We start from the raw sequence: 26,060 nt of genomic DNA, 5'->3' as shown, positions 1-26,060 counted from the left end.
GCCGACGTCTCTGCCAGAGCGCAATCTTCAACGCTAGCGATTGCCATGAACGTCACCCAATCTCCGCGCCCAACGCCTTCATCAGGCCCATGAATTCCGGGAAACTTGTCGCGATCATCGCCTGGTCGTCGATGGTGACCGGCTTTTCCGTCGCCAGTCCCATCACCAGAAAGCTCATGGCGATGCGGTGGTCGAGATGGGTCTGCACGGTCGTGCCCTGGCCGTTGGGATGGCCGCCGAGACCCTTGCCGCCCGGTTTGCCGCGCACCGCAAGCGAAGCTTCGCCCTCGGTGCAGTCGACGCCGTTGAGCTTGAGCCCGTTGGCGACGGCCGACAACCGGTCGGATTCTTTCACCCGCAGCTCTTCCAGCCCCTGCATCAGCGTTTCGCCCTCGGCGAAGCTGGCGGCGACCGCGAGCACCGGGTACTCATCGATCATCGACGGCGCCCGCTCGGGCGGCACGATGACGCCTTTCAGCTCGGAGTAACGCACGCGCAGATCGGCGACGTCCTCGCCGCCGGCATTGCGCGGGTTCAGGATGTCGATCTTGCCGCCCATTTCCTGCAGCGTCAAAAGCAGGCCGGTCCGGGTCGGGTTCATCAGCACGTTCTCGATTGTTATGTCCGATCCCGGCACGATCAGCGCGGCCACCAGCGGGAAGCCGGCCGAGGAGGGGTCGCCCGGCACCGCGATGGTCTGGCCGGTCAGCTTGCCTTGGCCCTCGATGAAGATGTGGCGCACGCCGCGCTCGTCGGTCTCGACCGAAAGGTTGGCGCCGAAGCCTTTCAGCATCTTTTCGGTGTGGTCGCGCGTCATGACAGGTTCGATGACCGTGGTGATGCCCGGCGTGTTCAGCCCGGCGAGCAGCACCGCCGACTTCACCTGCGCCGAGGCCATCGGCACACGATAAGTGATCGGTGCGGCATGCTTGGGCCCATGCAGCGTGATCGGCATGCGGTCGCCGGGCGTCGCCTTCAGCACCTGCACGCCCATCTGGCGCAAGGGTTCGAGCACCCGGCCCATCGGCCGGCCGGACAGCGAGGCGTCGCCGATGAAGGTCGTTTCCATGTCATAGGTGCCGACAAGGCCCATGGTGAGCCGCGAGCCGGTGCCGGCATTGCCGAAATCGAGCGGGCTTTCCGGCTGCAGCAGCGCGCCATTGCCGGTGCCGCGGATCACCCACTCGGCGCCGCGCTTCTCTATATGCGCGCCCATCGCCTTCATGGCCGCGCCGGTGCGCATCACGTCCTCGCCCTCGAGCAGGCCGGTGATGCGGGTCTCGCCGGAGGCGAGGCCGCCGAACATGAAGGAGCGATGCGAGATCGATTTGTCGCCCGGCACGCGGGCCGTGCCGGAAAGCGCTGATGATTTACGGGCGGTGGCCGGCTTTGGGGCGGCGGCGTGAGACATGGAATTTCCCTGGACGGAATGCCGGCGGGCCGGCGCTTTTCATTTGTTGCGGCGGTCTCGTATCACGGCGGGCCGAAATGGTCATCCCCCGTGGTCGTCGCTTGACGGGAGGCCTTTCAATGCATGGTTTTGTGACGCCGGCTTTTCGCTTTGACAGCGCTGCAAACTGTGGTTAAGGGGACCACTCTTTTATCGACGAGGCTTGCCGTGGCAAAAACCGAACTTGGCACAAAACGTATCGACCCGGAGACGGGCCGAAAATTCTACGACCTGAACAAGGACCCGATCGTCTCGCCCTACACCGGCAAGACCTATCCGCGTTCCTATTTCGAGGAAGGCAAGATTGCCGCTCTCGAGGAGGAAGAAGAGGAAGTGGCCGAGAAGGAAGTGGACGCCGAGGAAGAAGAGGGCGTTGAGGTCGTCTCGCTCGAAGAGGCAGACGAGGACGCCAAGGGCGACGACCTGCCCGATCTCGGCGACGACGAGGACGATGTCGATCTCGGCGACGACGAGGATGACACTTTCCTTGCCGACGAAGAGGAAGAAGACGACGACGTTGCCGACATGATCGGCGTCGGCGACGACGACGACGAGGTCTGATCGGCCTTGAAAGCGGGCGTTTGCAGGCTTTCGTGGCCTGTTGCGAAAAAGCGGCTCTCGAAGGCTTGATATTGACGAAAGGCGGGGTTAGAAGCCGCCTGCACTAACGGCGCGGTCTCCAACCCGCGCCGGATCTCTTCGCCGGAAACGGCGCCGGTAGACTGCCGGAAGTGGGGCCATAGCTCAGTTGGGAGAGCGCTTGAATGGCATTCAAGAGGTCGTCGGTTCGATCCCGATTGGCTCCACCAAACAGTCCCTCTGCAAAACTGGCTATTCCCTTGCGGGATAATCGCGCCTCTTCAAAGGCTTGCCAGCTCGAGTTTTACCCCGCCTGACAAAGACTGCGCTTCGGCGGATTTCAGCCCCAACAACCTCAGCCCTTGGCCTAGTCGCCGACGCTTTGGTGGGACACAAGACGGCATCGAAGGGCGCAGCAACTGGTGCGGCTTGGCGGCTTCAGCCGAGAAGGTCGGCCGCGACTTCGAGCGTGTTGCGCAACGACGTCTCGAGATGGTGTTCCATCGCTTGCGCGGCGCTCTCGGCGTCGTGACGCTTCAGCGCCTCGAGAATGGCTTCATGCTGCTCGATCGTCTGTTCGCCATAGCCGGGCTTCGGAATGACGAGGTAGCGGCCACGGTCCATTTGCGCCTTTGAGATGTCGACGGCTCTCCAGATCATCGGCAGGCCGCAGATTTCGGCGATGGTCCGGTGAAAGACGTCGTCGAGCTGTATCGCGGTGGCATATCTGCTCCGCGATATGGCAAGCCGGTGCGCCGCCATATTGTCTTCCAGCAATTCGCCGGCTGCCGGTGAGAATTTGGCGGCCGCGCGCCTGGTGCTTTCCATCTCCAAGGCCCGGCGGATGATATAGGCTTCTTCGAGGTCGGCTCGGCTGATCGGGGCGACATAGGTGCCGGTCTGCGCCAGGATGTTGACCAGACCCTCGTCGCTGATGCGCTTGACCGCTTCGCGCACCGGGGTACGCGAAACACCGAGTGCTTCCGCGATGCTAACCTCGCTGATCACGTCCCCAGGCCTCATCTGTCCGATGACGATCAGGTTGCGAATCTGATGATAGATCTGATCGCGGAGCGGAAGAGCCCGATTGAGAGTCGAAGGGTCCAGGTCCATGGGAAATCCGTGGCTTAGGTCGCCGGAAATGATCAAATTAGAATGTAAATCAGAAAGCACCTAATGCGAGGCGCGGCTTCGACTTGGAATTCGCACCCGGGCAAAGCGTCACAGTCAGTGAGTTCGGATTCGGGCCGGCTGGAGAGAATTTCTAATCCCGTCGGCGGAATTGGAATAAACTAACTCTACAGAATTTATGGAATAAGCAATCTGCACGGGCGATCTGGTTTCCACACGGACAGGACCACGCCATGCCCACCCTTTTGCGCTTGCTCTCAACCAAAGCAGGCATTGCCGGCAGTCTCCGTCACCACATGGGAGGCAGGCCATGACCAGCGACATTCCTGAACGCATCAAGGTGCTCTGGTTTCTGCCGACGCATGGCGACAGCCGCTATCTCGGCACGACGGAAGGCGGCAGGGCCGTCGATCTGCCTTATCTGACGCAAGTCGCGAAGGCCGCCGACACGCTGGGTTACTACGGCGTGCTGCTGCCGACCGGCCGGGCCTGCGAGGATTCCTGGGTGATCGCGTCGGCGCTGGTGCCACTGACCGAGCGCTTGCGCTTCCTTGTCGCCGTGCGGCCCGGCCTGCAGTCGCCGACGTTGGCCGCGCGCATGACGGCGACGCTGGACCGCATCTCCAACGGGCGCCTGCTGATCAATGTGGTCACCGGCGGCGATCCGCTGGAGAACAAGGGCGACGGCATCTTTCTATCGCATGCCGAGCGCTACGAGGTGACGCAGGAGTTCCTGCGGATATACAAGCGGGTGCTGAGCGGCGAGACGGTCGAGCACGAGGGCAAGCATTTCCGCATCGAGGATGGAAGGCTGCTGTTTCCGCCGGTGCAGACGCCCTATCCGCCGCTCTATTTCGGCGGCTCATCCGACGCCGGATCCGTGGTGGCGGCGCAGGAGATCGACAAATATCTGACCTGGGGCGAGCCGCCCGCGGATGTCGAGCGCAAGTTGGATGGCGTGCGTGAACTGGCGCAGAAGGCCGGCCGCAAACTCTCCTTCGGCATTCGCCTGCATGTCATCGCCCGCGAAACGAGCGAGGAAGCCTGGGCCGCCGCCGACAGGCTGATCAGCCGGCTCGACGATGCGACGATCGCCTCGGCACAGAAAGTCTTTGCCCGCATGGATTCGGTCGGCCAGGCGCGGATGAGCGCGCTGCATGGCGGCAACCGTGCCAAGCTCGAGATCGCGCCCAATCTCTGGGCCGGTGTCGGCCTGGTGCGCGGCGGCGCCGGGACCGCGCTTGTCGGCGACCCCGACACGATCGCTGAGCGCATCGATGAATACCGGCGCCTCGGCATCGACACCTTCATCCTCTCCGGCTATCCGCATCTGGAAGAAGCCTATCGCTTCGGTGAACTGGTGCTGCCAAGACTGCCGACCGATCATCCGGTCAAAGTTGCCGCTTCGTCCGTCAATACCGGCCCGTTCGGCGAGACCATCGCCGGCGACCACCGGCCGAAGTCGCTCGCCAGCGCTTCATGAACGCGCTCCCTCCGATCCGCCGGTTGCGTGTCGCCATAATCGGCGGCGGTTTTTCCGGCGCGGCGGTGGCCTGGCACCTGGCACGAATGCATCGGCCGGAGCGTATTTCCATTTCGGTGATCGAGCCGCGGCCGGTGCTCGGCGGCGGCCTTGCCTACTCCACCGAGGAGCCGTCGCACCGGGTCAATGTCCCGGCTGTCAGAATGAGCATGGTACCCGACGACCCGCGGCACTTCGCGCGCTGGTTGACCGGCAGCGGAGAACTCGAGCGCGACACGGACGCCATCTGGAAGAATGGCGACGCCTATCCGCGCCGGCGCGTGTTTGGCCGCTACGTCGCCGAACATCTGGCGCCGCATCTCGGCTCAGGCGTTGTCCACCATGTTGAAGGGTCCGCCACAAATGTAACGCGCGATGCCAGTGGCGCGGGCTGGACCGTGCATACGTCCAGTGGGTTGGTCGCCGCCGACATCGTCGTCCTGGCAGCGACGCACCCGCACCCCGCGATTCCAGCCGCGCTGATCCAACTGGCGGAAGCGCCGGGTTTCATCGCCGACCCTTACGTCGCGTCAGCGCTTGCCGGGATCGGGCCGGAGGCCTCGGTGCTGATCGTCGGCTCCGGACTGACTTCGGCCGACATGGTCGCCGAACTCTCCCGCCGTGGCCATCGCGGCCGCATCGTGGCGCTGTCGCGCCGCGGGCTGCGCTCGCGTGGCCACCCGGACATCAGGGGCGAGCCTTTCGGCGACTTTGCCTCGGCCCCGGCAACAACGGCGCTTGGCCTGCTCAAGAACATTCGCGCGACGCTGGCGGCGGCGCGTGCGGCCAATGTCAACTGGCAGTCCGTCTTCGACCAGTTGCGCCTGCAAGGTCCTGTGCTGTGGGCCGCACTTACCCCGCCAGAGCGGGCAAGGCTGGTCCGCCAGCTGCGCGTGTTCTGGGACGTGCATCGCTTCCGGATCGCTCCGCAGGTCGCTTCCGTGCTCGACCGCCGTCATGAGGGCGGCACATTCGACACCATCGCCGCCAGGCTTGTCGCGTCGAACGTTGAGGACGGCAGCCTGGCGGTCAGCTTTCAGCGGCGCGGGCAGACGCGGATCGAGACGGCGCGCTTCGATGCCGTCATCAACACCACGGGTCCGGCCCATGGGCAGGCACCGCGGCTGAACCCGGCGCTAAGCTCGCTGGCGCAAGCCGGGCTGATCAGGATGGACCAATACGGATTGGGCATCGAGACCAGTCTCGACAGCCGCGCCGTCGGCCGGGATGGCGGGACAACCACGACACTGTTCGTCGCGGGTCCGCTGGCGCGAGCGACTTTCGGCGAACTCATGGGCCTGCCCGAGGTCGCCCGCCATGCCCAGGCGGTCGCGGCCGAAATTGTCAAGCTGCTCGAATCGCCAGCCACCATCAGCGCCAATGTTGTGCCTGGTCCGCTCGCGAGCTGACATCGGCAAGCCGGATTGGTCGGGCAAAATTGGTATTTCCGTCCCAAGAGGGCCTCAAAAACGGAAAATCCTCCTTTGTATATATATTCTATAAACATAATAAATATTGGAAGCCGGCGTGACCGGAGCGATCAACGACACGGCCTGGATGGGAGACAGTTCATGGCACACGCAGGAACCGACGCGATCAAGTTCGCCTACTGGGTGCCGAATGTTTCGGGCGGCCTGGTGATCTCCAACATCGAGCAGCGCACCAACCATTCGGCCGAGTACAACCGCAAGCTGGCGCGGATCGCCGAGAAATCCGGCTTCGACTATGCGCTCAGCCAGATACGTTTCACCGCCGGCTACGGCGCCGACGAACAGCATGAATCGGTGGCGTTCAGCCATGACCTGCTAGCCGCGACCACCACACTCAAGGTCATCGCGGCGATCCTGCCCGGCCCCTGGAATCCGGCGCTGGCAGCAAAGCAGATCGCCACCATCAGCTATCTGACCAATGGCCGTGTCGCGATCAACCTTGTCTCCGGCTGGTTCCGCGGCGAATTCCACGCCATCGGCGAGCATTGGCTCGACCATGACGAGCGCTACCGCCGCTCGGAGGAATTTATTCGTGCGCTGCGCGGAATATGGACAGAAGACAGCTTCACCTTCCGAGGCGACTTCTATCGTTTCAACGAATATTCGCTGAAGCCGAAGCCGCCACATCCGCTGCCCGAGATATTCCAGGGCGGCTCGTCGCGCGCCGCACGCGACATGGCCGCGCGCGTCTCGGACTGGTACTTCACCAACGGCAACACGCCGGCCGAGATCGCCAAGCAGGTCGACGATCTCAGGGCCAAGGCGAAGGCCAACAACCATTCCGTCAAGGTCGGCGTCAACGCCTTCGCGGTCGTCCGCGAGACCGAGGACGAGGCCAGGGCGGTGCTCGCCGAAATCATCGCCAAGGCCAATCCCGAGGCGGTCAACGCCTTTGGCCACGAGGTCAAGAATGCCGGCAAGGCCTCGCCGGAAGGCGAGGGCAATTGGGCGAAATCCTCTTTCGACGATCTGGTCCAGTACAATGACGGCTTCCGCTCGAACCTGATCGGCACGCCAAGGCAGGTCGCTCAGCGCATCGTCGACCTGAAGCGCGCCGGTGCCGATCTCATCCTGCTCGGCTTCCTGCATTTCCAGGAAGAGGTCGAGTATTTCGGCAAGCATGTCATCCCGTTGGTCCGCGAGCTGGAAAACGCCGAGGCGGCGGCGTCGCTGGCGGCGGAGTAGTTACCCCACAGGCTGGCCGGACAAGCACCGGCCAGCACTCGCGTGAAGCTTGCCGGCGCGCTCGATCCATCGGGCGGCCTGGGAACTTGCGCGCCTGCTGAAGCAATCGAGGACATTGGAATGCCTCTGCCCAGTTATGCCTTAGGAGTGATGGAGGCTTCCGCCTATGCACCGGAGGTCTTTGCGCGCGGCCTGCCGTCAAGCTCGCGGCCGCAGCAGCAGCCCGAAGACAATAGCGAGCCGGTCGGCTCCGTTGCCGGCGTACCCGCTGCGCTGCTTTCGCTGGAAGGCATCGGCCTGTCGTTTGGCGGTGTCGTGGCACTTGCAGACATCGACCTGTCGGTCCGTCCCGGCGAGATCCGCGCCATCATCGGCCCGAACGGCGCCGGCAAGAGTTCGCTGATCAACGTCATCAGCGGGGTCTACCGGCCGGATCGCGGCCATGTCCAGCTCGACGGTACTTTTTATGCCCAGGTCCCGACGCAGCGGTTGGCGCATCTCGGGGTCGCCAGGACCTTCCAGAACCTTGCGCTGTTCAAAGGCCTCAGCGTGCTCGACAATGTAGCTTCAGGCCTCGCCTACAAGGCCCGCTCCAACTTTGCCGGTCAGGTGCTGGGCATCGGCCGCTCGCGCGACGAGCAGCGCCACTCGCGCAGCCGTGCCGAACAGACCCTCGAATTCCTTGATCTCACGTCTGTTCGCGATCGCCTTGCCGGCACGCTGCCTTACGGGCTGCGGAAGCGGGTCGAACTCGCCCGTGCACTGGTCGCCGAGCCGCGCCTGCTTTTGCTCGATGAGCCGATGGCCGGCATGACCGCAAACGAAAAGAGCGAGATGGCGGCCTTCGTCCGCGCCGCGCGCGACCGCTTCGCCACATCAGTGGTGTTGATCGAGCACGATGTCGGCGTCGTCATGGGCCTGTCCGACCGCATCGCCGTTCTCGACTACGGCCGCAAGATCGCCGACGCCACGCCCGATGAAGTCAGGAACGACCAGCGGGTCATCGATGCCTATCTCGGTGTCGCCTCGGACAATGAGGACAGGGCAGGCATATGATCGCCGATTTCGACTACCAGTTCTTTATCGAAGTGCTCGTCGGCGGCCTGCTTTCCGGCGTCATGTACTCGCTGGTCGCGATCGGCTTCGTGCTGATCTACAAGACCTCGGGCGTGCTCAATTTCGCGCAAGGCGCGATGCTGTTGTTCGCGGCACTCACCTTCGTCAGCCTTGTCGAGCGCGGTATTCCGTTCGCGTTGGCGCTGGTGATCACCTTCGCCATCATGGTGGCGATGGGTGTCGCAATCGAGCGTACGGTGCTGCGGCCGCTCACCAACAAGCCGCCGATCACGCTGTTCATGGCGACGCTCGGCCTGTCCTACATCATCGAGGGCGCCGCCCAACTGATCTGGGGCACGCAGGTCCACGGCCTCGACCTTGGCATCGAGGATGTGCCGCTGGAAATCGGCGGCGTGCTGATCAGCCAGTTCGACATCTTCGCCGCCGTGGTTGCCGCCGGCATGGTTCTCCTGCTGTCGCTGTTCTTCCGCTACACGCGCATCGGCCTCTCCTTCCGTGCCGTCGCCGACGACCAGTTTGCCGCACTCGCGGTAGGCCTGCGTCTGCCGCTGATATGGGCGACCGTGTGGGCCGCCGCCGGCCTCGTCGCACTGGTGGCGGGACTGCTCTGGGGCGCACGCCTCGGCGTGCAGTTCTCGCTGTCGCTGGTGGTGCTGAAAGCGCTGCCGGTGCTGGTGCTCGGCGGCTTCGACTCCATCCTCGGCGCCATTGTCGGCGGGCTCTTGATCGGCGCGAGCGAGAAGCTCGCCGAGGTCTATATCGGCGACTATTTCGGCGGCGGTATCGAAAGCTGGTTCGCCTATGTCCTCGCGCTCGTCTTCCTGCTGCTCCGCCCTTCCGGCCTGTTCGGCCAGAAACTCGTCGAGAGGATCTAAGCGATGGCCGCGATAACAAGCGATTTCGCCTCCGCGCCGGTCCTGCCGAAATGGATCGTGCCCGTGCTGTTGCTCGCCTTCGCCTATGGCGTCGTGCCGCTGATCGGCTCGAGCTATCTGTTCGAGGCCATCCTGCTGCCGTTCCTGGCGCTCAGCCTCGCCGGCGTGGGCTTGAACATCCTGACCGGCTGTGCCGGCCAGGTTTCGCTGGGCAGTGCCGCCTTCATGGCGGCGGGCGCCTTCGCCGCCTACAATTTCAACCTGAGGATCGAAGGCCTGCCGCTGATCGGCAGCATCTTTCTGGCCGGCATTGTCGCGGCCGCGATCGGTATCGTATTCGGCCTGCCCAGCCTGCGGCTGAAGGGCTTTTATCTCGCGGTCTCGACCTTGGCCGCGCAGTTCTTCGTGCAATGGGCGCTGACCAAATTCAGCTGGTTCTCCAACAACTCGGCTTCCGGCGTCATCGACGCGCCGAGACTTTCGATCGGCGGGCTCGCTCTGGATGACGCCGTCGGCCGCTATCTCTTCGCGCTGACCATCGTCACAGTGCTGACCTTCCTTGCCTATCGGCTGGTCACGTCCCAGACCGGGCGCAACTTCATCGCCATCCGCGACAATGAAACCGCGGCCCGCATCATCGGCATCCCGGTGCTGAAGACCAAGCTTCTGGCCTTCGCCATCTCATCCTTCATCATCGGCGTTGCCGGGGTCATCTGGGCCTTCGCCTATCTGCGGACCGTCGAGCCGGACGGCTTCGATCTCGATCGGTCGTTCCAGATCCTGTTCATCATCATCATCGGCGGCCTGGCTTCGATTCGCGGCGCTTTCTTCGGCGCCGCCCTCATCGTCGTCTTCCCGCTCGCCCTGTCGCGCCTCGGCGGCTTCCTGCTCGGCGATCTCTTCGACTCGGGCGTGCTCGACATGAGCCAGCGCATCGTGCTGGGCGCGCTCATCATCCTGTTTCTGATCCTGGAACCCGACGGGCTGGTGGCCCTTTGGGACAGGCTCCGAAGACGGCTCCTGTTCGCCTGGCAGACGACTTGAGCCCGTGCATTTGAAAATGAACCACATCTGAAAATGAACTGGGGCCGAACCCAAGACGGCCCATACCGGGAGTACCTCGACCATGACTTTCCTCAGCACAATCAAGACGGCGGCGCTGTCCGCGGCGATGATCGTGTCGGTGGCCTTGCCCGCCGCGCACGCGGACGAGCAATATTTCCCGCTGCAGAGCTATCGAGTCGGGCCCTATGCGGCCGGCGGCACCGGCTTCTTCGGCGGCTTCATCGACTACCTCAACCTCATCAACATCCGTGACGGCGGCGTCAACGGCGTCAAGCTGACCTGGGACGAATGCGAGACCCAGTACGAGGTCGAGCGCGGCGTCGAATGCTACGAGCGGCAGAAGAGTCATGCCGCCGCAGCCGCCTGGAACCCGCTCTCGGTGGGCATCGCCTACGCCATGATCGACCGCATCACCGCCGACAAGGTGCCGCTGATCACCGTCAACCACGGCCGCACCGATTCCACCGACGGGCGCGTCTTCCCCTATGTCTTCCCGCTGCTGCTCAATCCCTACAGCGAGACCTCGGGCATCGTGAACTACATCGCCTCCAAGGAAGGCGGCATCGACAAGCTGAAGGGCAAGAAGATCGTCGTGCTCTATCACGGCTCGCCCTACGGCAAGGAAACCATCCCGATCTATGACTTGCTGGCGCAGAAATACGGCTTCACCGCGCAGCAGATCGAGGTGCCGCATCCCGGCAACGAGCAGCAGTCGCAATGGCTGACCATCCGTCGCGCCAAGCCGGACTTCGTCGTCCTGCGCGGCTGGGGGGTGATGAACCCGGTGGCGCTGAAGACGGCGGTCAAGGTCGGCTATCCCGTCGACCACATCGTCGGCAATGTCTGGTCGAATTCGGAAGAGGACGTGATCCCGGCCGGCGACGCCGCCAAGGGCTACACCGCCATCACCACCCAGGCTTCCGGCAACAGCTACCCGGTGGTGCAGGAGATCGTGAAGACGGTCTACGGCGCCGGCAAGGGCAATCTGGAAGACAAGTCGCGCATCGGCTCGGTTTACCACAACCTCGGCATCGTCAACGGCATCCTCAATGTCGAGGCGATCCGCGTCGCGCAGGAGAAGTTCGGCCACCGCACGCTGACCGGCGACGAGGTCCGCTGGGGCTTCGAGCACCTCAAGCTTGATCCGGCCAAGGTCGAGGCGCTCGGCGCCAAGGACCTGTTCCACTCGATCAATGTCAGCTGGGACAATCACGAGGGCGAAGGCTACGTGACCTTCCAGCAGTGGGATGGCAAGAAATGGAACGTCGTCTCCGACTGGATCGCGCCGGACTGGGCGCTGCTGCGGCCGATCATCGAGAAGTCCGCCGAAGCCTATGCGGCCGAGAAGGGCATCAAGCTGCGCACGGCTGATGACGCCGATGCGGTGACCACCAACTGATCAGCCAAGGGCGGGCGCTTCGGACAACTTTCCGTAGCGCCCGGCCCGTTTCGGTTCATCGAACCACGGAAATGAGAGCCTATGTCGGACGATGACGTCATTCTTGCCGTGGACGCGGTTCATGCTACCTACAACCACGCCATCACGGCGTTGCACGGCGTCAGCTTAGAGCTGAGGCGGGGCCAGATCCTGGCATTGCTTGGCGCCAATGGCGCCGGCAAGACCACGACGCTGAAGGCTGTTTCCAACCTGCTGCCGGCCGAACGTGGGCAGGTCAACGCCGGCACCGTCCGCTATGAAGGCTCGGATGTCTCGCGCCGCAAGCCGGGCGATCTCGTGCGTGCCGGGCTGGTCCAGGTGCTGGAAGGCCGCCACTGCTTCAAAAGCCTCACCGTCGAGGAAAACCTGGTCGCCGGCGGCATTGGCCGCAGCGGCAGCCGCGCCGAGATCAACGGGGATCTCGAACGGATCTACGGCTATTTTCCGCGTCTCAGGGAGAAGCGCCGGACATTGTCCGGCCTGACCTCGGGCGGCGAACAGCAGATGACGGCGATTGGGCGGGCTCTGATGTCGCGGCCGCGCCTGCTGGTCCTCGACGAACCATCGATGGGGCTCGCCCCGCTCATCGTCCAGGACATTTTCCAGAGCTTGAGAAAACTCAACCGTGAGACCGGCCTGTCGATCCTGGTCGCCGAGCAGAACTCGGCGGTTGCCCTCAGATACGCCGACCACGCCACGGTGCTGGAAAACGGCGTCTCCGTTCTCTCCGGCGCGGCCGCCGAGCTTCGCCAGCGCGAGGACATCAGAGCCTTCTATCTCGGTCAATCGACCCCCGGGCAACAGGCATCGCCCGCCGCCAAACCATCCCATCTCCATGCCGTCGCCTGAACCGAAATCTCAAGGAGCAGTGAAATGACCGTTTCGACCGTCAAGACCGACCAAGCTTCCGCCGCCGTGCCGCCAGTCGCAAGGCCGACCGTGCCGGCGCATATCATCAAGGACGACGCCGAGGCGATTGCGATCGCCCACGCGCTCGCCGCCGAATTCGTCAGGGATTCCTCCAGGCGTGATCGCGAGCGGATCTGGCCGGTTGCCGAACTCGATGCGTTTTCGCAAAGCGGCCTATGGTCGATCAACGTGCCCAGGACATTCGGCGGGCCGGAGGTGTCCTATGCCACGCTGGCGAAGGTGATCGAGATCATCTCGGCGGCGGATTCCTCGATCGGCCAGGTGGCACAGAACCATCTCGGCGTCGTCGCCGCCATCCGCACCGTATCCGACAAGGATCAGCAGACGCTGCTGTTCGCCGAAGCGCTGAAGGGCACCCGGTTCGGCAACGCGTTTTCGGAGTTCGGCTCCAAGCGTGCCGCCGATTTCGAGACCCGCTTCACCGAAGCCGGCGATCATGTGATCGTCAATGGCCGGAAATTCTATTCGTCCGGCGCGCTGCTGGCGCATCTGGTGCCGATCGTCGCGCTCGATGACGAGGGCCGCGCCTGGTATGCGATCGCCGACCGTGGCGCACCTGGCCTGACGGTCATCGACGACTGGTCAAGCTTCGGCCAGCGTACGACGCTGTCGGGCACCGTCATCATCGACAACGTCAAGGTGCCGAAGACCCATCTGGTGCCCGGCTACAAGGGCTACGACAAGCCGACCGCCGACGGCGCCATCTTCCAGATCATCCAGGTGGCGGTCGACACCGGCATCGCCCAGGCGGCGATCGACGAGACGGTCAGTTTCGTCAGGACCAAAAGCCGCGCCTGGATCGACAGCGGCGTCGACAATGCCTGGGACGATCCCTACACCATCCAGGCCATCGGCGATCTGACGCTGCGCCTGCACGCGGCGCAGGCGCTGCTCGAAAAGGCCGGCCTGGCAATCGACCGGGCGGTGATTGAGCCAACCGCCGAGACGGTGGCGCATGCCCAGATCGTCACCGCCGAGGCAAAAATCCTGTCGACCGAAATCGCCATCGCCGCGACGAACAAGCTGTTCGAGCTGGCGGGAACCCGCTCGACCCTGGCGGAACACAATCTCGACCGGCATTGGCGCAACGCCCGCACGCACACGCTGCACGACCCGGTACGCTGGAAATATGCGATCCTGGGCAAATATTTCCTGAACGGCGAGAATCCGCCGCTGCACGCCTGGAGCTGATTTCCCATCGGCGGCGAGCGGCTCGCCGCGTCAAAACTTCGACCATCCAAGAGAGGCCCACTGCCATGTCAAACCCAACAGTCGTCGGCTTTTCCGGCAACATCACCCGGCCGTCAAAGACGCGCGCCTTCGTCGATTTGGTCGCCAGGGACATCGCCGCCAGTCACGGCCTGTCGGCGAGTACCTATGATATCGAGGATCTCGGTCCGTCGCTCGGCACGGCAAGATGGGCCCGCGATCTCGACGGCCAGGCGCGCACGATCCTGGAACAAATCCTCGCCGCCGACGTGCTCGTCGTCGGGTCGCCGACCTACAAGGGCAGCTATACCGGCCTGTTCAAGCATTTCTTCGACCTGATCGACCCGGCAGCGTTGCGGGGCAAGCCCATCGTGTTGACGGCGACCGGCGGTGGCGAGCGCCATGCCTTGATCGTCGAACATCAGCTGCGGCCGCTGTTCGGCTTCTTCGAGGCCTTTGCGTTGCCCACCGCCGTCTATGCCACCGACAAGGATTTCACCGACGGTGTGCTGCATTCCGAGGCCATCCTGAAGCGTGCGGCGCAGGCGGTCGATGAGGTCGGCTTCGTGCTGGCCAATCGCTCGGCCGGCAGGATCGCCGCCGAATAGCCTGCCGTCACCAGATTTCGCCACGATCGAAATAAGCAAGGACCGCGCCCTCGCTTACGCGCGGTTTACGACCGCACGCTACATCTGTTCCTGTCTGATTCGCCTGGGACAGGAACCTTATGAGCAAAGCCCTCACCTCCTTCGCACTGGTCGCCGTGCTGACCGCCCTGCTCATGGCGTTGAGCCTGGCCGTGGCCAGGCACGGCTATCCCTATGGCGCGATCGGCGTCAGGCGCCTTGACGGCATCGCCGATGCCGGCGTGTTCATCCCGATCGCCGCGGTCTATTTCTTCAGCGCGATGCTGATGATGATCCTGCCGATCAGGGCGGCCGGCATTGTCCTGACCCATGCCGCCGACGCGATCTTCTGGACGGTGATCGTGCTGTTTGCGGCCATCGTCGGCTGTCTCGCCGCCAGATGGGCTTTCGGCCAGGGCAGCGCCGTGTGGGCGCTGCTGAACTGGCGGTTTTTGTTTGCCGCGGCGATCGTCGGTTGCCACTTCGTCATGAACGAACTGCGCCGCAACGTTCTGCTGCGCAGCCTGTTTTTCGTGGTCTTCGCCGTCGCGACGCTGGCCTGCCTGTTCTGGTCGTTCACGCTCTGACGTGGCGCCGGCTAATCCGCTGATCCGGCGGCGATGTTGCAGGCGGCAATTTCCATCCATGTCCAGAGATAGGCCGCGAGACTACGGTCGATATGGATGCGATCACTGCCACATGAAATTGCCGGGCCCCGGCAATTTCATGGCTACCGGCCGCGAGGAACGGTTTTCTCGACATAGCGCGAGAAATCCTCGACGTCCCGGGGTGACGGTTCCTGGCCAGTGAAACTGCGCAGATAGGAGGCAACATGAGCCAGCCGGCTGCTCATCGGCTCGTTGAGCTCGAGCGAGTAATAGCCGATCTGCATGAAATAGAGCACGCGAGCCCGCACGAACGCATTCACCTCTTGATAGCCATGACGCATGAACATGTCGCGAATGGCGTTGACGCGCTCCTCGTCGGCCTCGTCAAGCGCGCGCCGGATGGCAGGTGAGCGGCGGGCCCAGGCCCTGATCGCGAAATCCAGCTGCGGATCGAACAGCCTTTCGTCCACCCAGCATTCGAAAATGCTCATCACCCCGCGGATGACGGTCGCGGACGGCCGCCTGGCGCGTTCGACGATGAATTTGGTGTTGGTCTGCCGCCAGTAGTCGAGCAACTGGTCGAGCAGATCCTGCCGGCTCTTGAAATACCAGTAGAAGCTGGAACGCGACACATCGAGCTTCTGGCCAAGCGTCAGCACGCGGACGCGTTCGACACCGTCCGAGATCAACGTTTCAAGCGCAAGCTTCAGCCAGTCTTCGCGAGTGGCCTTGATGTTGCCGGTGGCGCCAGCGCGCTGAATCATCGTTTCGAGAGCTGCCATCGACACGACGCATGACATGCTGCCTCAGGCAAATCAAGGCTATGGACACTAATGTACAGAGCAATTCGACCTGGCCCGAATGGTGCGGCACAGATGTTAGCCGGACGGGATCGATATGGCGCTGTCGTCGCAGCGTCATATCGAGCGAGGGGGGTTTTTGTCGCGGCTGCTGGATCAGTGCGTGCTTTCCCGCAAGCCAATTGTCTGGCAAATACCAGTTCAGACAGATGCCGCCGCGCGGCCAACCAGCAGGGAGATAGGAACATGACGCTGTTTCGACAGAACCTTATCGATGGCGAATGGGTCGGCGAGGCCGGTTCGCGCAACATCAACCCTTCCGATACCGGCGATGTCGTCGGCGACTATGCCTCCGCGGGAGTCGAGCAGGCCAAACAGGCGATCGCCGCGGCCAAGGCGGCGTTTCCGGCGTGGTCCCGCTCCGGTCCGCTGGCGCGCCACGCGGTGCTGAAAAAAGCCTCGGACGAGATCATGGCGCGCAAGGACGAGATCGGCCGCAACCTGGCACGTGAGGAAGGCAAGACGCTGGCCGAGGGCATCGGCGAGACCATTCGCGCCGCCCAAATCTTCGATTTCTTTGCTGGTGAAGCATTGCGCCTGGCGGGAGAGGTCGTGCCGAGCGTGCGGCCGGGTGTCGGCGTCGAGATCACGCGCGAGGCGGTCGGCGTCGTCGGCATCATCACGCCATGGAATTTTCCGATCGCCATCCCGGCCTGGAAGATCGCGCCGGCGCTGTGCCACGGCAACACCGTCGTCTTCAAGCCGGCCGAACTGGTTCCCGAGAGCGCCTGGTCCATCGTCGATATCCTGCATCGCGCCGGCCTGCCGAAGGGCGTGCTCAATCTCGTCATGGGCAAGGGTTCGGTGGTCGGCCAGGCGATGCTCGACAGTCCCGATGTCAACGCCATCACCTTCACCGGCTCGGTCGGCACCGGCAAGCGCGTCGCCGCGGCAAGCATCGAGCATATGCGCAAGTTCCAGCTTGAAATGGGTGGCAAGAACCCGCTGGTCGTGCTCGACGATGCCGACCTCGCGGTTGCCGTCGATTGCGCGCTCAATGGCGCCTTCTTCTCGACCGGCCAGCGCTGCACGGCATCGTCCAGGCTGATTGTGACCGACGCCATTCATGACCGTTTCGTCGAAGCTCTCAAGGATCGCATGAGCAAACTGGTCATCGGCGATGCGCTCGACGCGCAAACCCAGATCGGCCCGGTCGTCGACGCCACCCAGTTGAAGCAAGACGAGGACTATATCGCTATCGGCGTCAGGGAAGGTGCCACGCTTGCCTTCGGCGGCGAGCGGCTCGACCGCAAGACGCCGGGTTTCTACCTGCGGCCGGCGCTGCTGACGCAGGCCACCAACGCCATGCGCAGTTCGCGCGAGGAAATCTTCGGACCCGTCGCCAGCGTCATCCGCGTCAAGGACTATGACGAGGCGCTTTCCGTCGCCAACGACACGCCCTTCGGGCTGACCTCGGGCATCTGCACCTCGAGCCTTAAGCACGCCACCCACTTCAAGCGCAATTCGGAGGCCGGCATGGTGATGGTCAATCTGCCGACGGCGGGTGTCGACTTCCATGTTCCCTTCGGCGGGCGCAAGGGCTCGAGCTACGGCCCGCGCGAACAGGGCCGCTACGCGGCGGAATTCTACACCACCGTGAAAACCGCCTATACGTTCCCAGGCTGATCGGCCAAGTGGCCGATCATGCCGAGCTGATCGGTCGATCGGGCCGGCAACCCGCCATGCACATCAAGATCGGGCACATTCTAGATTGGAGCGGCGCGAAGCGATGACAGTGCAGGACCTGACCTGGCTCAATCCGCCGCCGCACCATTCCATCGACGGCGACAGCGTTCGTGTGCGCACCGGCAAGGAGACCGATTTCTGGCGCGAAACCTTCTACGGTTTCTGGCGCGACAACGGTCACTTCCTGTACCGCCAGGTCGAGGGCGATTTCACCGCCGAGGTCACGGTCAAAGGCGACTACGAGGTGCTTTATGATCAAGCCGGGCTGATGGTCCGTCTGAGTGAAACGCATTGGATCAAGGCCGGTATCGAATACACCGACGGCGTGATGTACTTTTCCGTCGTCGTCACCAATGATGCCTCCGACTGGTCGCTGGCCACCATTCCGGCCAGTCCCGACGGTGTCAGGATCCGGTTGACCCGTCACGCCGAGACGATCCGCGTCCAGTATCTCGATGCTTCCGACGGCCACTGGAAGCCGGTGCGGCTCGCCTATTTTCCGATCTCGAAGACGGTCGATGTCGGCATGATGTGCTGTTCGCCGCAGCGCGAAGGCTTCGAGGTCACATTCGCCGGCTTTTCGGTCGGCCCACCGATATCGCGGGAATTGCACGACTGACACTGCCGTCGCTTCCAGCGTTAGGCCTGAAAACGATGCGGAACGACGTCGCTCTTCCACGTCTGGTGAAGGATCGGTAGAATCATGCGCCAGCCTCGTCCAGTCCCAGCCCGGCGCGGACGGCATTGCGGATGGCACGCGGGCTGAACCTGGCCCAAACCGCTTGATGCGCGCGGATGCGCTGCCGTGCCCGGCGGTCAGCGTCCAGGCAAAGTTCGACAGCCATGTCGGCAAGCCCTTCATCGGTATCCGACAGCAGCAACTCCTCGTTGTCGGTAAGGTCCAGACCCTCGGCCGCTAGCGGCGTCGCGATCACCGGCACGCCCCAGGCCATCGCCTCCAGAATCTTGATGCGCGTGCCGCCGCCTGCCGCAAGCGGCATGATGCTGAGATGCGCCCCGGACAGGAGCGGCGCCACGGTTTCGGGGTCTTCGACGAGCTCCACGCCAGGCAATCCGGCCAGCGCCCGCACCGCGGGCTTCGGGCTGCGTCCAGCGAGAACCAGTGTCGCCGCCGGCAAGGCCTGCCGGATGCGCGGTAATATGGAGCCGGCTAACCGCTCGACAGCATCGACGTTTGGCGGATAGCCGAGATGGCCGATAAACAGGATCACCGGAAAGCCATTGCCGGGTCCGGGCTCGGCGGGTAGCGTTTCGGGACTGTGCCCGGCGTGGGGAATTCCGTTTGGAACGACATCGATCGGAACCGTGCACCGCGAGAGGGCCATCAGCCTCTCGCGATCCTGGCCCGAGCAGACCCAGACCCTGTCGACAAGGGCAAGCGTCTTTCGCTCGAGGCGCCTGATGCCAAGGCTTGGCGTGATCGTCGCCATGGCAGGTCGCTTCGCATCGGCGCGCCGCAACTGTCCTGCCAGGTCGGATTCGACATTGTGCATGTCGAGGATGAGCTGTCGTGTCAGCGCTCGCAAAGGCCGCAGCAGCTTGAAAAGGCCGATACCCTCGACCAGCACGGTGTCCGGGCGGAAGTCCCGGACCAGTGCCTCCAGCCGCGTCAAGGCGGCGCGCGAAATGCGATGCTCCGCCCTTATGCGCCACCACCCGATCGAACCGGAGCGGGCCTCTCCTTCGATCGACAAAGCCTCGATACGGATCGACGGATCGGCTGCTTCCACGGTCCGCGGCCGCACCGACACCAGGCAGACCGGGCCGAATTCCGTTGTCGCCTCAGCGTTGCGGTAATTCCTCAGGTCAGCGCCGGATGTCGGCGGAGAGGCCGGATCGTGGGAGACGAGCAGCACGCGCCGCTCGGCGTTCCGCGTGGAAACAGTAGGGTTCAAAGCGGGCGCCCGGGACGTCGCACCAGGCACTGCTTTAAAGGCTTCATTCCAGATGGCATTCACGACGGCCCCAAGCCACAACAATCAGCTTCGACTTGTTTAGCCGAACGGGGCTTTCGTCAAGCGTCGTATCCTCTGTGGATGTCTGGTGCCCCAGCCTTGCGGCAGGCCTGCCGGCATAGCGCGATCACCGCCTGGACCATGCCAGCCAGCGGGCCGCCAGACGCTTCCAAAATGAGGTGAGCCTTGTCCGCCGATAAGCGTCGCCGGCCATCTTGATGCCTTGCGCCTGCGTTGGGAAAGGATGGATGACGTCGGCCAGCGCATGCAATCCCATGCCAGACCGCATGGCGAGCGACACCGCATTGATCATCTCGCCGGCATGGCTGGCGACGACCGTGGCACCCAGGATGCGGTCGGACCCCTCTCTGACGTGGATCTTGACGAAACCCTCCTCCTCGCCGTCCATGACCGCGCGCGCGACGTCGTGCATCAGCACCGTATAGGTCTTGACCGGGATGCCGTTCTGCCGCGCCTCCGCCGGATAGAGGCCGACATGGGCGATCTCCGGATCGGTGTAGGTGCACCACGGAATGACCAGTTCGCTCAGTTTCCTGCGTCCGAGAAACAGGGCATTGCGCACGACCATGCGGGCTGTCGCCTCGGCGGTATGGGTGAATTTGTATGCAAGGCAGACATCGCCAGCCGCATAGATGCGTGGATTGGTGGTTCTGAGGTAGTCGTCCACTTTGATGCCGGTGGCGTCGTACGCCACCCCGGCGTTCTCCAGGTCGAGTCCGTCGACATTGGGCGAACGGCCGATGCCCGTGATGATCTCGTCGACGGAAACCGTCATTGTGTCGCCGTCGCGCACAAGGTCGGCGAGCTTCTTGCCGCCTTCTGTCCGCACCGCCACCGCCTCGGTATTGAGGCGAACCTCGACCCCTTCGCGCGCCAGCGCGTCCGAAAGGATCTGGGCGGCGTCGCGTTCCTCGCCAGGCAGGAACATCGGTTCCCGCTGCACCAGGATGACGTTCGCGCCCAGCAGGCAGAAGGCCTGCGCCGCCTCGCAGCCGAGCGGTCCGCCGCCAATGACCAGAAGCCGTTTCGGGCACTCCGTGAGATCGAACATGGTTTCGTTGCTGAGATAGCCGGCTTCGGCGAGGCCCGGAATCGTCGGCAGGGCCGGACGTGCGCCCGTCGCAACCAGCGCCTTCCTGAAACGCAGTGTCTTCCCGGCAACCGTGACCTCGTCAGGCCCGGAAAATCGCGCTTGACCGAAATAGAGGTCGATGCCCGCGGAAGCCAGGCCCGCGGCCGAATCCGCGCGGCTGATCCGCTGCCGGATTTGCCGCATCCGCGTCATTGCCCGCTGAAAGTCGATGTGAAGACGGTCCGGCGTGTCGCCGCCAAGATTCTCGGCATCGCGCATATCGGCATAGAGCCTGGCCGTGCGGATGATCGCTTTCGACGGGATGCAGCCGACATTGATGCAGGTGCCGCCGATCAGCCCGCGCTCGATCAGCGCGACTTTCGCACCGAGGTTTGCCGCTTCGCTGGCAGCCGTCAAGCCGGCTGGCCCGGCGCCGATGACGACAAGATTGTATGGGCCATTGGGCTCGGGATTCTTCCAGAGCGGTGGATGGGCACCCCTGATCAGCTCGATGTCATCGCGGTCGACTGGGAAGGCGTTGGCCATGGTCCGGTCACGCGACATCGCCGTCACCTGACGCCGGGCTGGCCGGCTGAGACAGCCAGCCGCCGCTGAATCCGGCTCTGCCCAGGCCGCGGCGGATGTGCGGATTGGACCGCATCAGCTCCCAGATCAAGCGCGACCGGTGGTTCTCGATCATCATCACCACGATGCCCTGATCCAGCCCGTAATGGCCTTCCGACACCCAGCCGTCGCGGCCGAATTTTCGCCGATTGGCCAATGTCGGATTGAAGCCGCTTGGCAGCCGGAAATTGTCGATCACCTCGGGGTAGCGATCCCCGAGATGGCGCAATGCCGCCAGGCAGATGTCCGGGGCGAAGGGCAGCGACGCCGGATAGGACCATGGGGTGATCGTTCCATCATCCGGCCCGAAAGGCGCGCCGCGCGCGGCATAGCCGGAAAACCGGCGACGCTGTCGCGCTACGCTGGCACGAAAGCCGCCTGGTCCGTCGCCCGCCGAAAGTCCCCACAGGTTCTCGTCGTAGCCGCCGTAGCCGTAAGGGTTGTGGCGCGCATAGTCGCGGTGCAGGTAGGTCGAGCGGCGGCTGTTTTCGAAATAGTCCGAATTCTTCTCACGCATGAAAGCGTCGCGGATGCCCGCGAAGTCGATCCAGGCATGCGAGAACTGGTGCATGAACAACGGACCGCCATAGAGCACGTCGTAGCCGTAGATGTTTTCCCATTGGTAGGTCGCCGTCCAGCCCTCGTAGCTGTTGTCCGAGGTCGGTTTGTCGGGCGAGGCCATCGACAGCACGTAGAGGATCATCGCTTCGTTGTAGCCTTCCCAGCCATAGTGGAGAAAGCCGCTCTTCGGCTTCCAGCCCTGCCGCAGGGTCGAGCTTGAGCCTTGCGCCCATCGCCAGTCGACGCGCCGGTAGAGCGCCTCGGCCAGTTGGCGGATTTCGGCTTCGTCGCCACTGTCGTCGGAGAAATAGGCGCCTGCCACCAGCATGCCCGATATCAGCAATGCGGTATCCACCATCGACAGTTCGCAACGCCAGACGCGCAGGCCGGTCCGCATGTCGAGGAAATGGTAGTAAAAGCCCTTGTGGCCGGTGACCTCGTCGCCATTGCCTTGCCGGCTGGTCGAGAAGAAACGCAGGGCGGCAAGCGTCAGCTTCACGGCCGTATCGCGCGTCATCCAGCCGCGCTCGACTCCGATCGGGTAGCAAGACAGCGCGAAGCCGACGACAGCGATGCTGGCCGGCGAATTCGGTCGCGACGTATCGGCTACCAGTCCGTTGTCGGGGTTCACGTTTTCGAGGAAGTAGTCGAAGGCGGCACGCTGATAGCGCTCCAGAAGCTCGTCGTCGGACAGTGCGGCAGGGTCGACTTTAAGCAAAAGAAGCTGGCTCCCGCCCGATGGCTTCGTTCCGTGTCATGGTTCCCGGCATAGCTTCCTTGCATGATCGTCGATTCGAAGTCTGGGACTATACGCCCGTACGCTCCCGTTCGTTGCACCGTCACGCGGAATTGAGATGCATCCGGCCTCATTAGCTGGCGCGGCCGCCGGATACGTCGAACACGGCGGCCGTCGTGAACGAACACTCCTCCGAGGCGATCCAGCAGCCGGTCTGCAATACGCTGTGGGACAAGATCGTCGACACCTTCCGCGTCACCCGTGCCGTGCGGCCGGGCGGACCTCTCCACAAATGCCTCGCCGTAAGACAAGGTGACCGGATTTGCCATTGAGCGCCGGGCGCGATAGGTTATATTGCACTGCACAATGGAGACGCCGTTTATTGCACGCCCTTGTTTGCGGATATGCCGTCTGGCCCATGGCTTGGCGGTTCCGGGTCGCGCCGACGGGACTCTGAGATGAAGATCCCAAAGTCCCTGCTGATCGATCCCGAGAGAAATTCGGTCTATGGCGCCTTTGCCGTAGCCGTCTCGATCTGGGCGTTTTCCTACTCCGTCATTTTCGGCCAGGTGCTGATCCTGGCCTACTATGCGGTCTGGCTTCCGCTCATCCTGGTCGATTACCGGCGGTTCCTGCGCCAACTGTCCAGCGCCTGGCTGCCGCTGCTGTTTGCGGCCTATGTCTGCTCCTCCGTCTTCTGGTCGCAGGCGCCCGGCGTCACGGCGAGAACGGCCATCCAGTACTTTTCCCATATAGCCTGCGCCTACGTCGCCGCGCGCACCGTCAGTGTGCGCACCCTGACCATAGGTGCCCTGGTCGGGATATTCGTCGTCCTCATCTATTCACTGAAGGTCGCGAACTATTCCGAGGACGTTCTGGATGGCACCGTCAACTTTGTCGGCGCCTTCGCCTCCAAGAACCAGATCGGCTTTGTCGGGTCGCTCGGCGTCTATTTCTGCGCCGTCTTCCTCGCCTTTTACAGGCGCGGCCGGCTGAGCCTCATCCTGGCGGCGCCCGTCGTGCTGCTGTCGGCCTATGTTCTGGTCGTTTCGCATTCCGCCACCTCGATGGCCTCGATACCGGCGGTTCTGGCGCTGGTGGCGCTTCTTGCCATGAGCAAACTACTGTCACGCCGCTACCGCCGCGTGATCTTCCTGATCGGCGCCGGCCTGCTGGTGGTGACTGCCTTTGTCGCCTTGAATCTCGGGCTGATGGACTTCGTCCTCGGCATCTTCGGCAAGGATTCGACGCTCACCGGGCGGACCTATCTGTGGGAGCAGGGCTGGAATGCCATACAGAAATCGCCGATTCTCGGTGTTGGCTATGCCGCCTATTGGGTGCAGGGTTTTGCCGAAGCCGAGCGGCTGTGGAACGAATTCTACATCACCACACGCACCGGCTTCCACTTCCACAACACCTACATCGAAGCCCTCGTCGAACTTGGCTTCGTCGGAGCGACGCTGGTATCGCTGATCATGCTGCGCACGCTCTACGGCCATGTTTCGGCGGTGATCTTCAGGACATGGCAGGCGGATTCGGTGGTCCTCTTCGGCGTCATGGTGCTGCTGCTGATCCGCTCTTTCGTCGAGGTCGAGGTACTCAACCCCTACATCATGGGCTCTTTCCTGATGTATTTCAGCTTCTTCAAGCTGGCGCGGCTGCCCGTTACCCGCACGCGGCGGTCGCGGGCCCTGGAGCAGGCAGAGGCCAGGGGGGAGGCTGACTGGCCCCGGCATGCCGGCCGGCCGGCGGCCGCCGGCCCGTCATGAGCTATCAGCTCGCTGGTTGAACTCAGCGCACGGGAAGCCTCCGCCCGGCTTGCGTGACGCCTAATGCATGTCGCCCAAAAGTGGCCCCCGCAACGACATGCATAAAAAACGAAGCCTAAAGCGCGTCGACTGAATTCGCTTCAACGCGCAGCGGTTTAGGCCATCCCTTGCCGGGATGGATCGAAACACTGGACAGTGCCGGGGTTCGCGGGTCTACTGACTGGCCAGCGGCGCCAGCTTGATCTTGATCACATCGCCAGGCAGCACCGGCGTGTCTTCCTTCGCGGCGATTTCGCTGGTCTTGCCGTCGGCGACCCTCACCAGTGTGTAGATCAGGGTAGGCTCTTCGTTGGTAGCACTGGCCGCTATCGTGGCGGGATCGGTTGCCTGGGCCATGAGGCCTTTCTGCATATTCGCCTTCAGCGCCGCCTCATTCAGGTCGGCTTCGGTCTGCTGCCGGTCGGTGGCGAGCCTTGAACTCAAGGTGTTCTGGGCATCGATGGCATCCTGCGTAGCCTTGCTGATCGCCTGCTTGGCGGTGAGGATGGCCGTTTCGTAGTCCAGGATCTTGCCCTGCAGGTCGGCAACGGATTGGCGCGAATCCAGCAGTCGGGCGTTGGCGATCAGGCCTTTCTGCGCCAGCGGGCCGATGCTGGTGAGTTGCTGCTGCGCCAGGTCGACCTGCTGCTGCTGGTTGACGATCTTCTTCTGCAGAGATTCGATTTCGGACTGTAGAACCCCCTTCAGCTCGTCGAGCGCCTCGAGTTTCAGCTTCAGCGCCTTTTGGTCGGCTGTCAGGATCGTCATCTCGTCGGCGACGATGGCTGGCAATCTCGGATCGCCCTCGACCTCCTTCGGTACGTCGAAACTCGTCTTGCCGGCCATGTCCGCGTCGATGCGGGCGCGCTTGACGATCAGCCGAACGCGCACGTCGTCAGAGATATCGAAGTTGCCCTTGGCGGTGACCAGATCCTTGCCTAGCTGAGGGCCGTAGTCAGTGTTTCGCCTGATGCCGCCGGCGACGCTGATCGCCTGCAACACCGTCAGGTCGGGCACATAAGGAAATTTGCCGGGGTTCTGCACTTCGCCCGAAATGTAGAATGGCCGGAACTGCGCCATCTCGACCGAGGCTTCCGGCTTGTCCGATAGAGCGAGCTTACGCTGCAGCGCCTCGCCTATCGCCGTTGCGATTTCGGACGTGGTCTTGCCTGCTGCCGGCAGCTCGCCGGCGAACGGCACCGACAGCGTGCCCGATGGACCGACCGTGTACTCGCCATTCACCGCCGACCAGTCACGAAACGTGCCCTCCACGGTCTGCCATTCGGCAACGCGGATGGTGAGCTTGTCCTGCGACCCGAGGCGGTAGTCGCCGGCGGTGGCGACGTGGGGGAGAACGAGCGACACGGCAAGGCACGTGGCCAACAAACGCGCCCGCCGCGGGCGGCCGGAAACCGGGCCGCTGCGAAAGGCTTCGAAAATATCTGTTTTCAACTGAACGTTCCGATCCGCTTTAGCCCCATCGCCCGATGAGCTTGCGTCGAATGGCCGGCGCCAATGTCTGGCATCGGCC

Annotated in this window: 23 protein-coding genes and 1 tRNA gene; 17 read left to right on the top strand and 7 right to left on the bottom strand. The window is 63.5% G+C overall.

Going from position 1 to position 26,060, the window contains the following annotated elements; genetic code table 11:
- Positions 1-52: 52 nt before the first annotated feature.
- On the bottom strand, positions 53-1,411 hold the full coding sequence (gene aroA, locus NKG99_RS15490) for a 3-phosphoshikimate 1-carboxyvinyltransferase (protein WP_352869153.1): 1,359 nt from the start codon (positions 1,409-1,411) through the stop codon (positions 53-55).
- Between the two features lie 207 nt (positions 1,412-1,618).
- Between aroA and NKG99_RS15485 the strand changes: the two genes are divergently transcribed.
- Both NKG99_RS15485 and NKG99_RS15480 read left to right on the top strand, forming a co-directional pair.
- Positions 1,619-2,011, top strand: coding sequence for a TIGR02300 family protein (locus NKG99_RS15485; protein WP_352869150.1), 393 nt, complete (start codon positions 1,619-1,621; stop codon positions 2,009-2,011).
- 172 nt (positions 2,012-2,183) lie between these two features.
- Positions 2,184-2,259 (top strand) — tRNA-Ala (locus NKG99_RS15480).
- A 208-nt stretch (positions 2,260-2,467) separates the two neighbouring features.
- Here NKG99_RS15480 and NKG99_RS15475 read toward each other — a convergent pair.
- Positions 2,468-3,142, bottom strand: a complete 675-nt coding sequence (locus tag NKG99_RS15475) for a GntR family transcriptional regulator (RefSeq protein WP_352869147.1) — start codon at positions 3,140-3,142, stop codon at positions 2,468-2,470.
- A gap of 328 nt (positions 3,143-3,470) precedes the next feature.
- Here NKG99_RS15475 and ssuD point away from each other — a divergent pair, with 328 nt between their 5' ends.
- The 11 genes from ssuD (at position 3,471) to NKG99_RS15420 (ending at position 15,164) form a co-directional block, all read left to right on the top strand.
- A complete protein-coding gene (gene ssuD, locus NKG99_RS15470; protein ID WP_352869144.1) occupies positions 3,471-4,643 on the top strand; it encodes an FMNH2-dependent alkanesulfonate monooxygenase in 1,173 nt (390 codons plus the stop codon).
- Positions 4,640-6,091, top strand: coding sequence for an FAD/NAD(P)-binding protein (locus NKG99_RS15465; protein ID WP_352869141.1), 1,452 nt, complete (start codon positions 4,640-4,642; stop codon positions 6,089-6,091). Before ssuD ends, NKG99_RS15465 begins: the two co-directional genes overlap by 4 nt.
- A 162-nt stretch (positions 6,092-6,253) precedes the next feature.
- On the top strand, positions 6,254-7,357 hold the full coding sequence (gene sfnG, locus NKG99_RS15460) for a dimethylsulfone monooxygenase SfnG (protein ID WP_352869138.1): 1,104 nt from the start codon (positions 6,254-6,256) through the stop codon (positions 7,355-7,357).
- A gap of 120 nt (positions 7,358-7,477) precedes the next feature.
- Positions 7,478-8,413: an ABC transporter ATP-binding protein gene (locus NKG99_RS15455; RefSeq protein WP_352869135.1), complete on the top strand. Its 936-nt coding sequence runs from the start codon at positions 7,478-7,480 to the stop codon at positions 8,411-8,413.
- Positions 8,410-9,309: a branched-chain amino acid ABC transporter permease gene (locus tag NKG99_RS15450; protein ID WP_352869132.1), complete on the top strand. Its 900-nt coding sequence runs from the start codon at positions 8,410-8,412 to the stop codon at positions 9,307-9,309. Before NKG99_RS15455 ends, NKG99_RS15450 begins: the two co-directional genes overlap by 4 nt.
- Before the next feature lie 3 nt (positions 9,310-9,312).
- Positions 9,313-10,353 (top strand): branched-chain amino acid ABC transporter permease, encoded by a 1,041-nt coding sequence (locus NKG99_RS15445; RefSeq protein ID WP_352869129.1) that lies wholly within the window; start codon positions 9,313-9,315, stop codon positions 10,351-10,353.
- A gap of 82 nt (positions 10,354-10,435) precedes the next feature.
- On the top strand, positions 10,436-11,773 hold the full coding sequence (locus NKG99_RS15440; RefSeq protein WP_352869126.1) for an ABC transporter substrate-binding protein: 1,338 nt from the start codon (positions 10,436-10,438) through the stop codon (positions 11,771-11,773).
- A gap of 81 nt (positions 11,774-11,854) precedes the next feature.
- A complete protein-coding gene (locus NKG99_RS15435; protein ID WP_352869123.1) occupies positions 11,855-12,661 on the top strand; it encodes an ABC transporter ATP-binding protein in 807 nt (268 codons plus the stop codon).
- Between the two features lie 24 nt (positions 12,662-12,685).
- Positions 12,686-13,933, top strand: a complete 1,248-nt coding sequence (locus NKG99_RS15430; protein ID WP_352869120.1) for an SfnB family sulfur acquisition oxidoreductase — start codon at positions 12,686-12,688, stop codon at positions 13,931-13,933.
- A gap of 65 nt (positions 13,934-13,998) precedes the next feature.
- Positions 13,999-14,559, top strand: coding sequence for an FMN reductase (gene msuE, locus NKG99_RS15425; RefSeq protein ID WP_352869118.1), 561 nt, complete (start codon positions 13,999-14,001; stop codon positions 14,557-14,559).
- A 119-nt stretch (positions 14,560-14,678) separates the two neighbouring features.
- Entirely contained in the window at positions 14,679-15,164 is a 486-nt protein-coding gene (locus NKG99_RS15420) for a hypothetical protein (RefSeq protein WP_352869115.1), read from the top strand.
- Positions 15,165-15,307: 143 nt separating this feature from the next.
- On the opposite strand, the gene NKG99_RS15415 is transcribed toward NKG99_RS15420, so the two are convergent.
- Entirely contained in the window at positions 15,308-15,967 is a 660-nt protein-coding gene (locus NKG99_RS15415) for a TetR/AcrR family transcriptional regulator (RefSeq protein ID WP_352869112.1), read from the bottom strand.
- 264 nt (positions 15,968-16,231) lie between these two features.
- Here NKG99_RS15415 and NKG99_RS15410 point away from each other — a divergent pair, with 264 nt between their 5' ends.
- Together NKG99_RS15410 and NKG99_RS15405 are read left to right on the top strand one after the other, a co-directional pair.
- Positions 16,232-17,671: an aldehyde dehydrogenase family protein gene (locus tag NKG99_RS15410; RefSeq protein ID WP_352869110.1), complete on the top strand. Its 1,440-nt coding sequence runs from the start codon at positions 16,232-16,234 to the stop codon at positions 17,669-17,671.
- Positions 17,672-17,774: 103 nt separating this feature from the next.
- A complete protein-coding gene (locus NKG99_RS15405; protein ID WP_352869108.1) occupies positions 17,775-18,350 on the top strand; it encodes a DUF1349 domain-containing protein in 576 nt (191 codons plus the stop codon).
- A gap of 82 nt (positions 18,351-18,432) precedes the next feature.
- Here the strand turns inward: NKG99_RS15405 and NKG99_RS15400 are convergent, their stop codons facing one another.
- The 3 genes from NKG99_RS15400 to NKG99_RS15390 all read right to left on the bottom strand — a co-directional run bounded on the left by NKG99_RS15400 (position 18,433) and on the right by NKG99_RS15390 (position 22,703).
- On the bottom strand, positions 18,433-19,647 hold the full coding sequence (locus tag NKG99_RS15400; protein WP_352869106.1) for a glycosyltransferase family 4 protein: 1,215 nt from the start codon (positions 19,645-19,647) through the stop codon (positions 18,433-18,435).
- A gap of 187 nt (positions 19,648-19,834) precedes the next feature.
- Positions 19,835-21,364 (bottom strand): mercuric reductase, encoded by a 1,530-nt coding sequence (locus NKG99_RS15395; RefSeq protein WP_352869103.1) that lies wholly within the window; start codon positions 21,362-21,364, stop codon positions 19,835-19,837.
- Positions 21,354-22,703, bottom strand: coding sequence for a glucoamylase family protein (locus NKG99_RS15390; RefSeq protein WP_352869100.1), 1,350 nt, complete (start codon positions 22,701-22,703; stop codon positions 21,354-21,356). The genes NKG99_RS15395 and NKG99_RS15390 overlap by 11 nt, the downstream gene beginning before the upstream one ends.
- A gap of 194 nt (positions 22,704-22,897) precedes the next feature.
- Between NKG99_RS15390 and NKG99_RS15385 the strand changes: the two genes are divergently transcribed.
- Together NKG99_RS15385 and NKG99_RS15380 are read left to right on the top strand one after the other, a co-directional pair.
- A complete protein-coding gene (locus NKG99_RS15385) occupies positions 22,898-23,053 on the top strand; it encodes a hypothetical protein (protein WP_352869169.1) in 156 nt (51 codons plus the stop codon).
- Positions 23,054-23,179: 126 nt separating this feature from the next.
- Positions 23,180-24,490, top strand: coding sequence for an O-antigen ligase family protein (locus NKG99_RS15380; RefSeq protein ID WP_352869097.1), 1,311 nt, complete (start codon positions 23,180-23,182; stop codon positions 24,488-24,490).
- 213 nt (positions 24,491-24,703) lie between these two features.
- Here NKG99_RS15380 and NKG99_RS15375 read toward each other — a convergent pair whose 3' ends face one another.
- On the bottom strand, positions 24,704-25,969 hold the full coding sequence (locus tag NKG99_RS15375) for a polysaccharide biosynthesis/export family protein (protein ID WP_352869164.1): 1,266 nt from the start codon (positions 25,967-25,969) through the stop codon (positions 24,704-24,706).
- Positions 25,970-26,060: the final 91 nt, after the last annotated feature.

Origin of the sequence: Mesorhizobium sp. M1409 (assembly GCF_040317535.1) — a bacterium.
Classification (GTDB): domain Bacteria; phylum Pseudomonadota; class Alphaproteobacteria; order Rhizobiales; family Rhizobiaceae; genus Mesorhizobium.
Note: the sequence above shows the minus strand (reverse complement) of the source record. Positions and strands in the feature narration are given on the sequence as shown.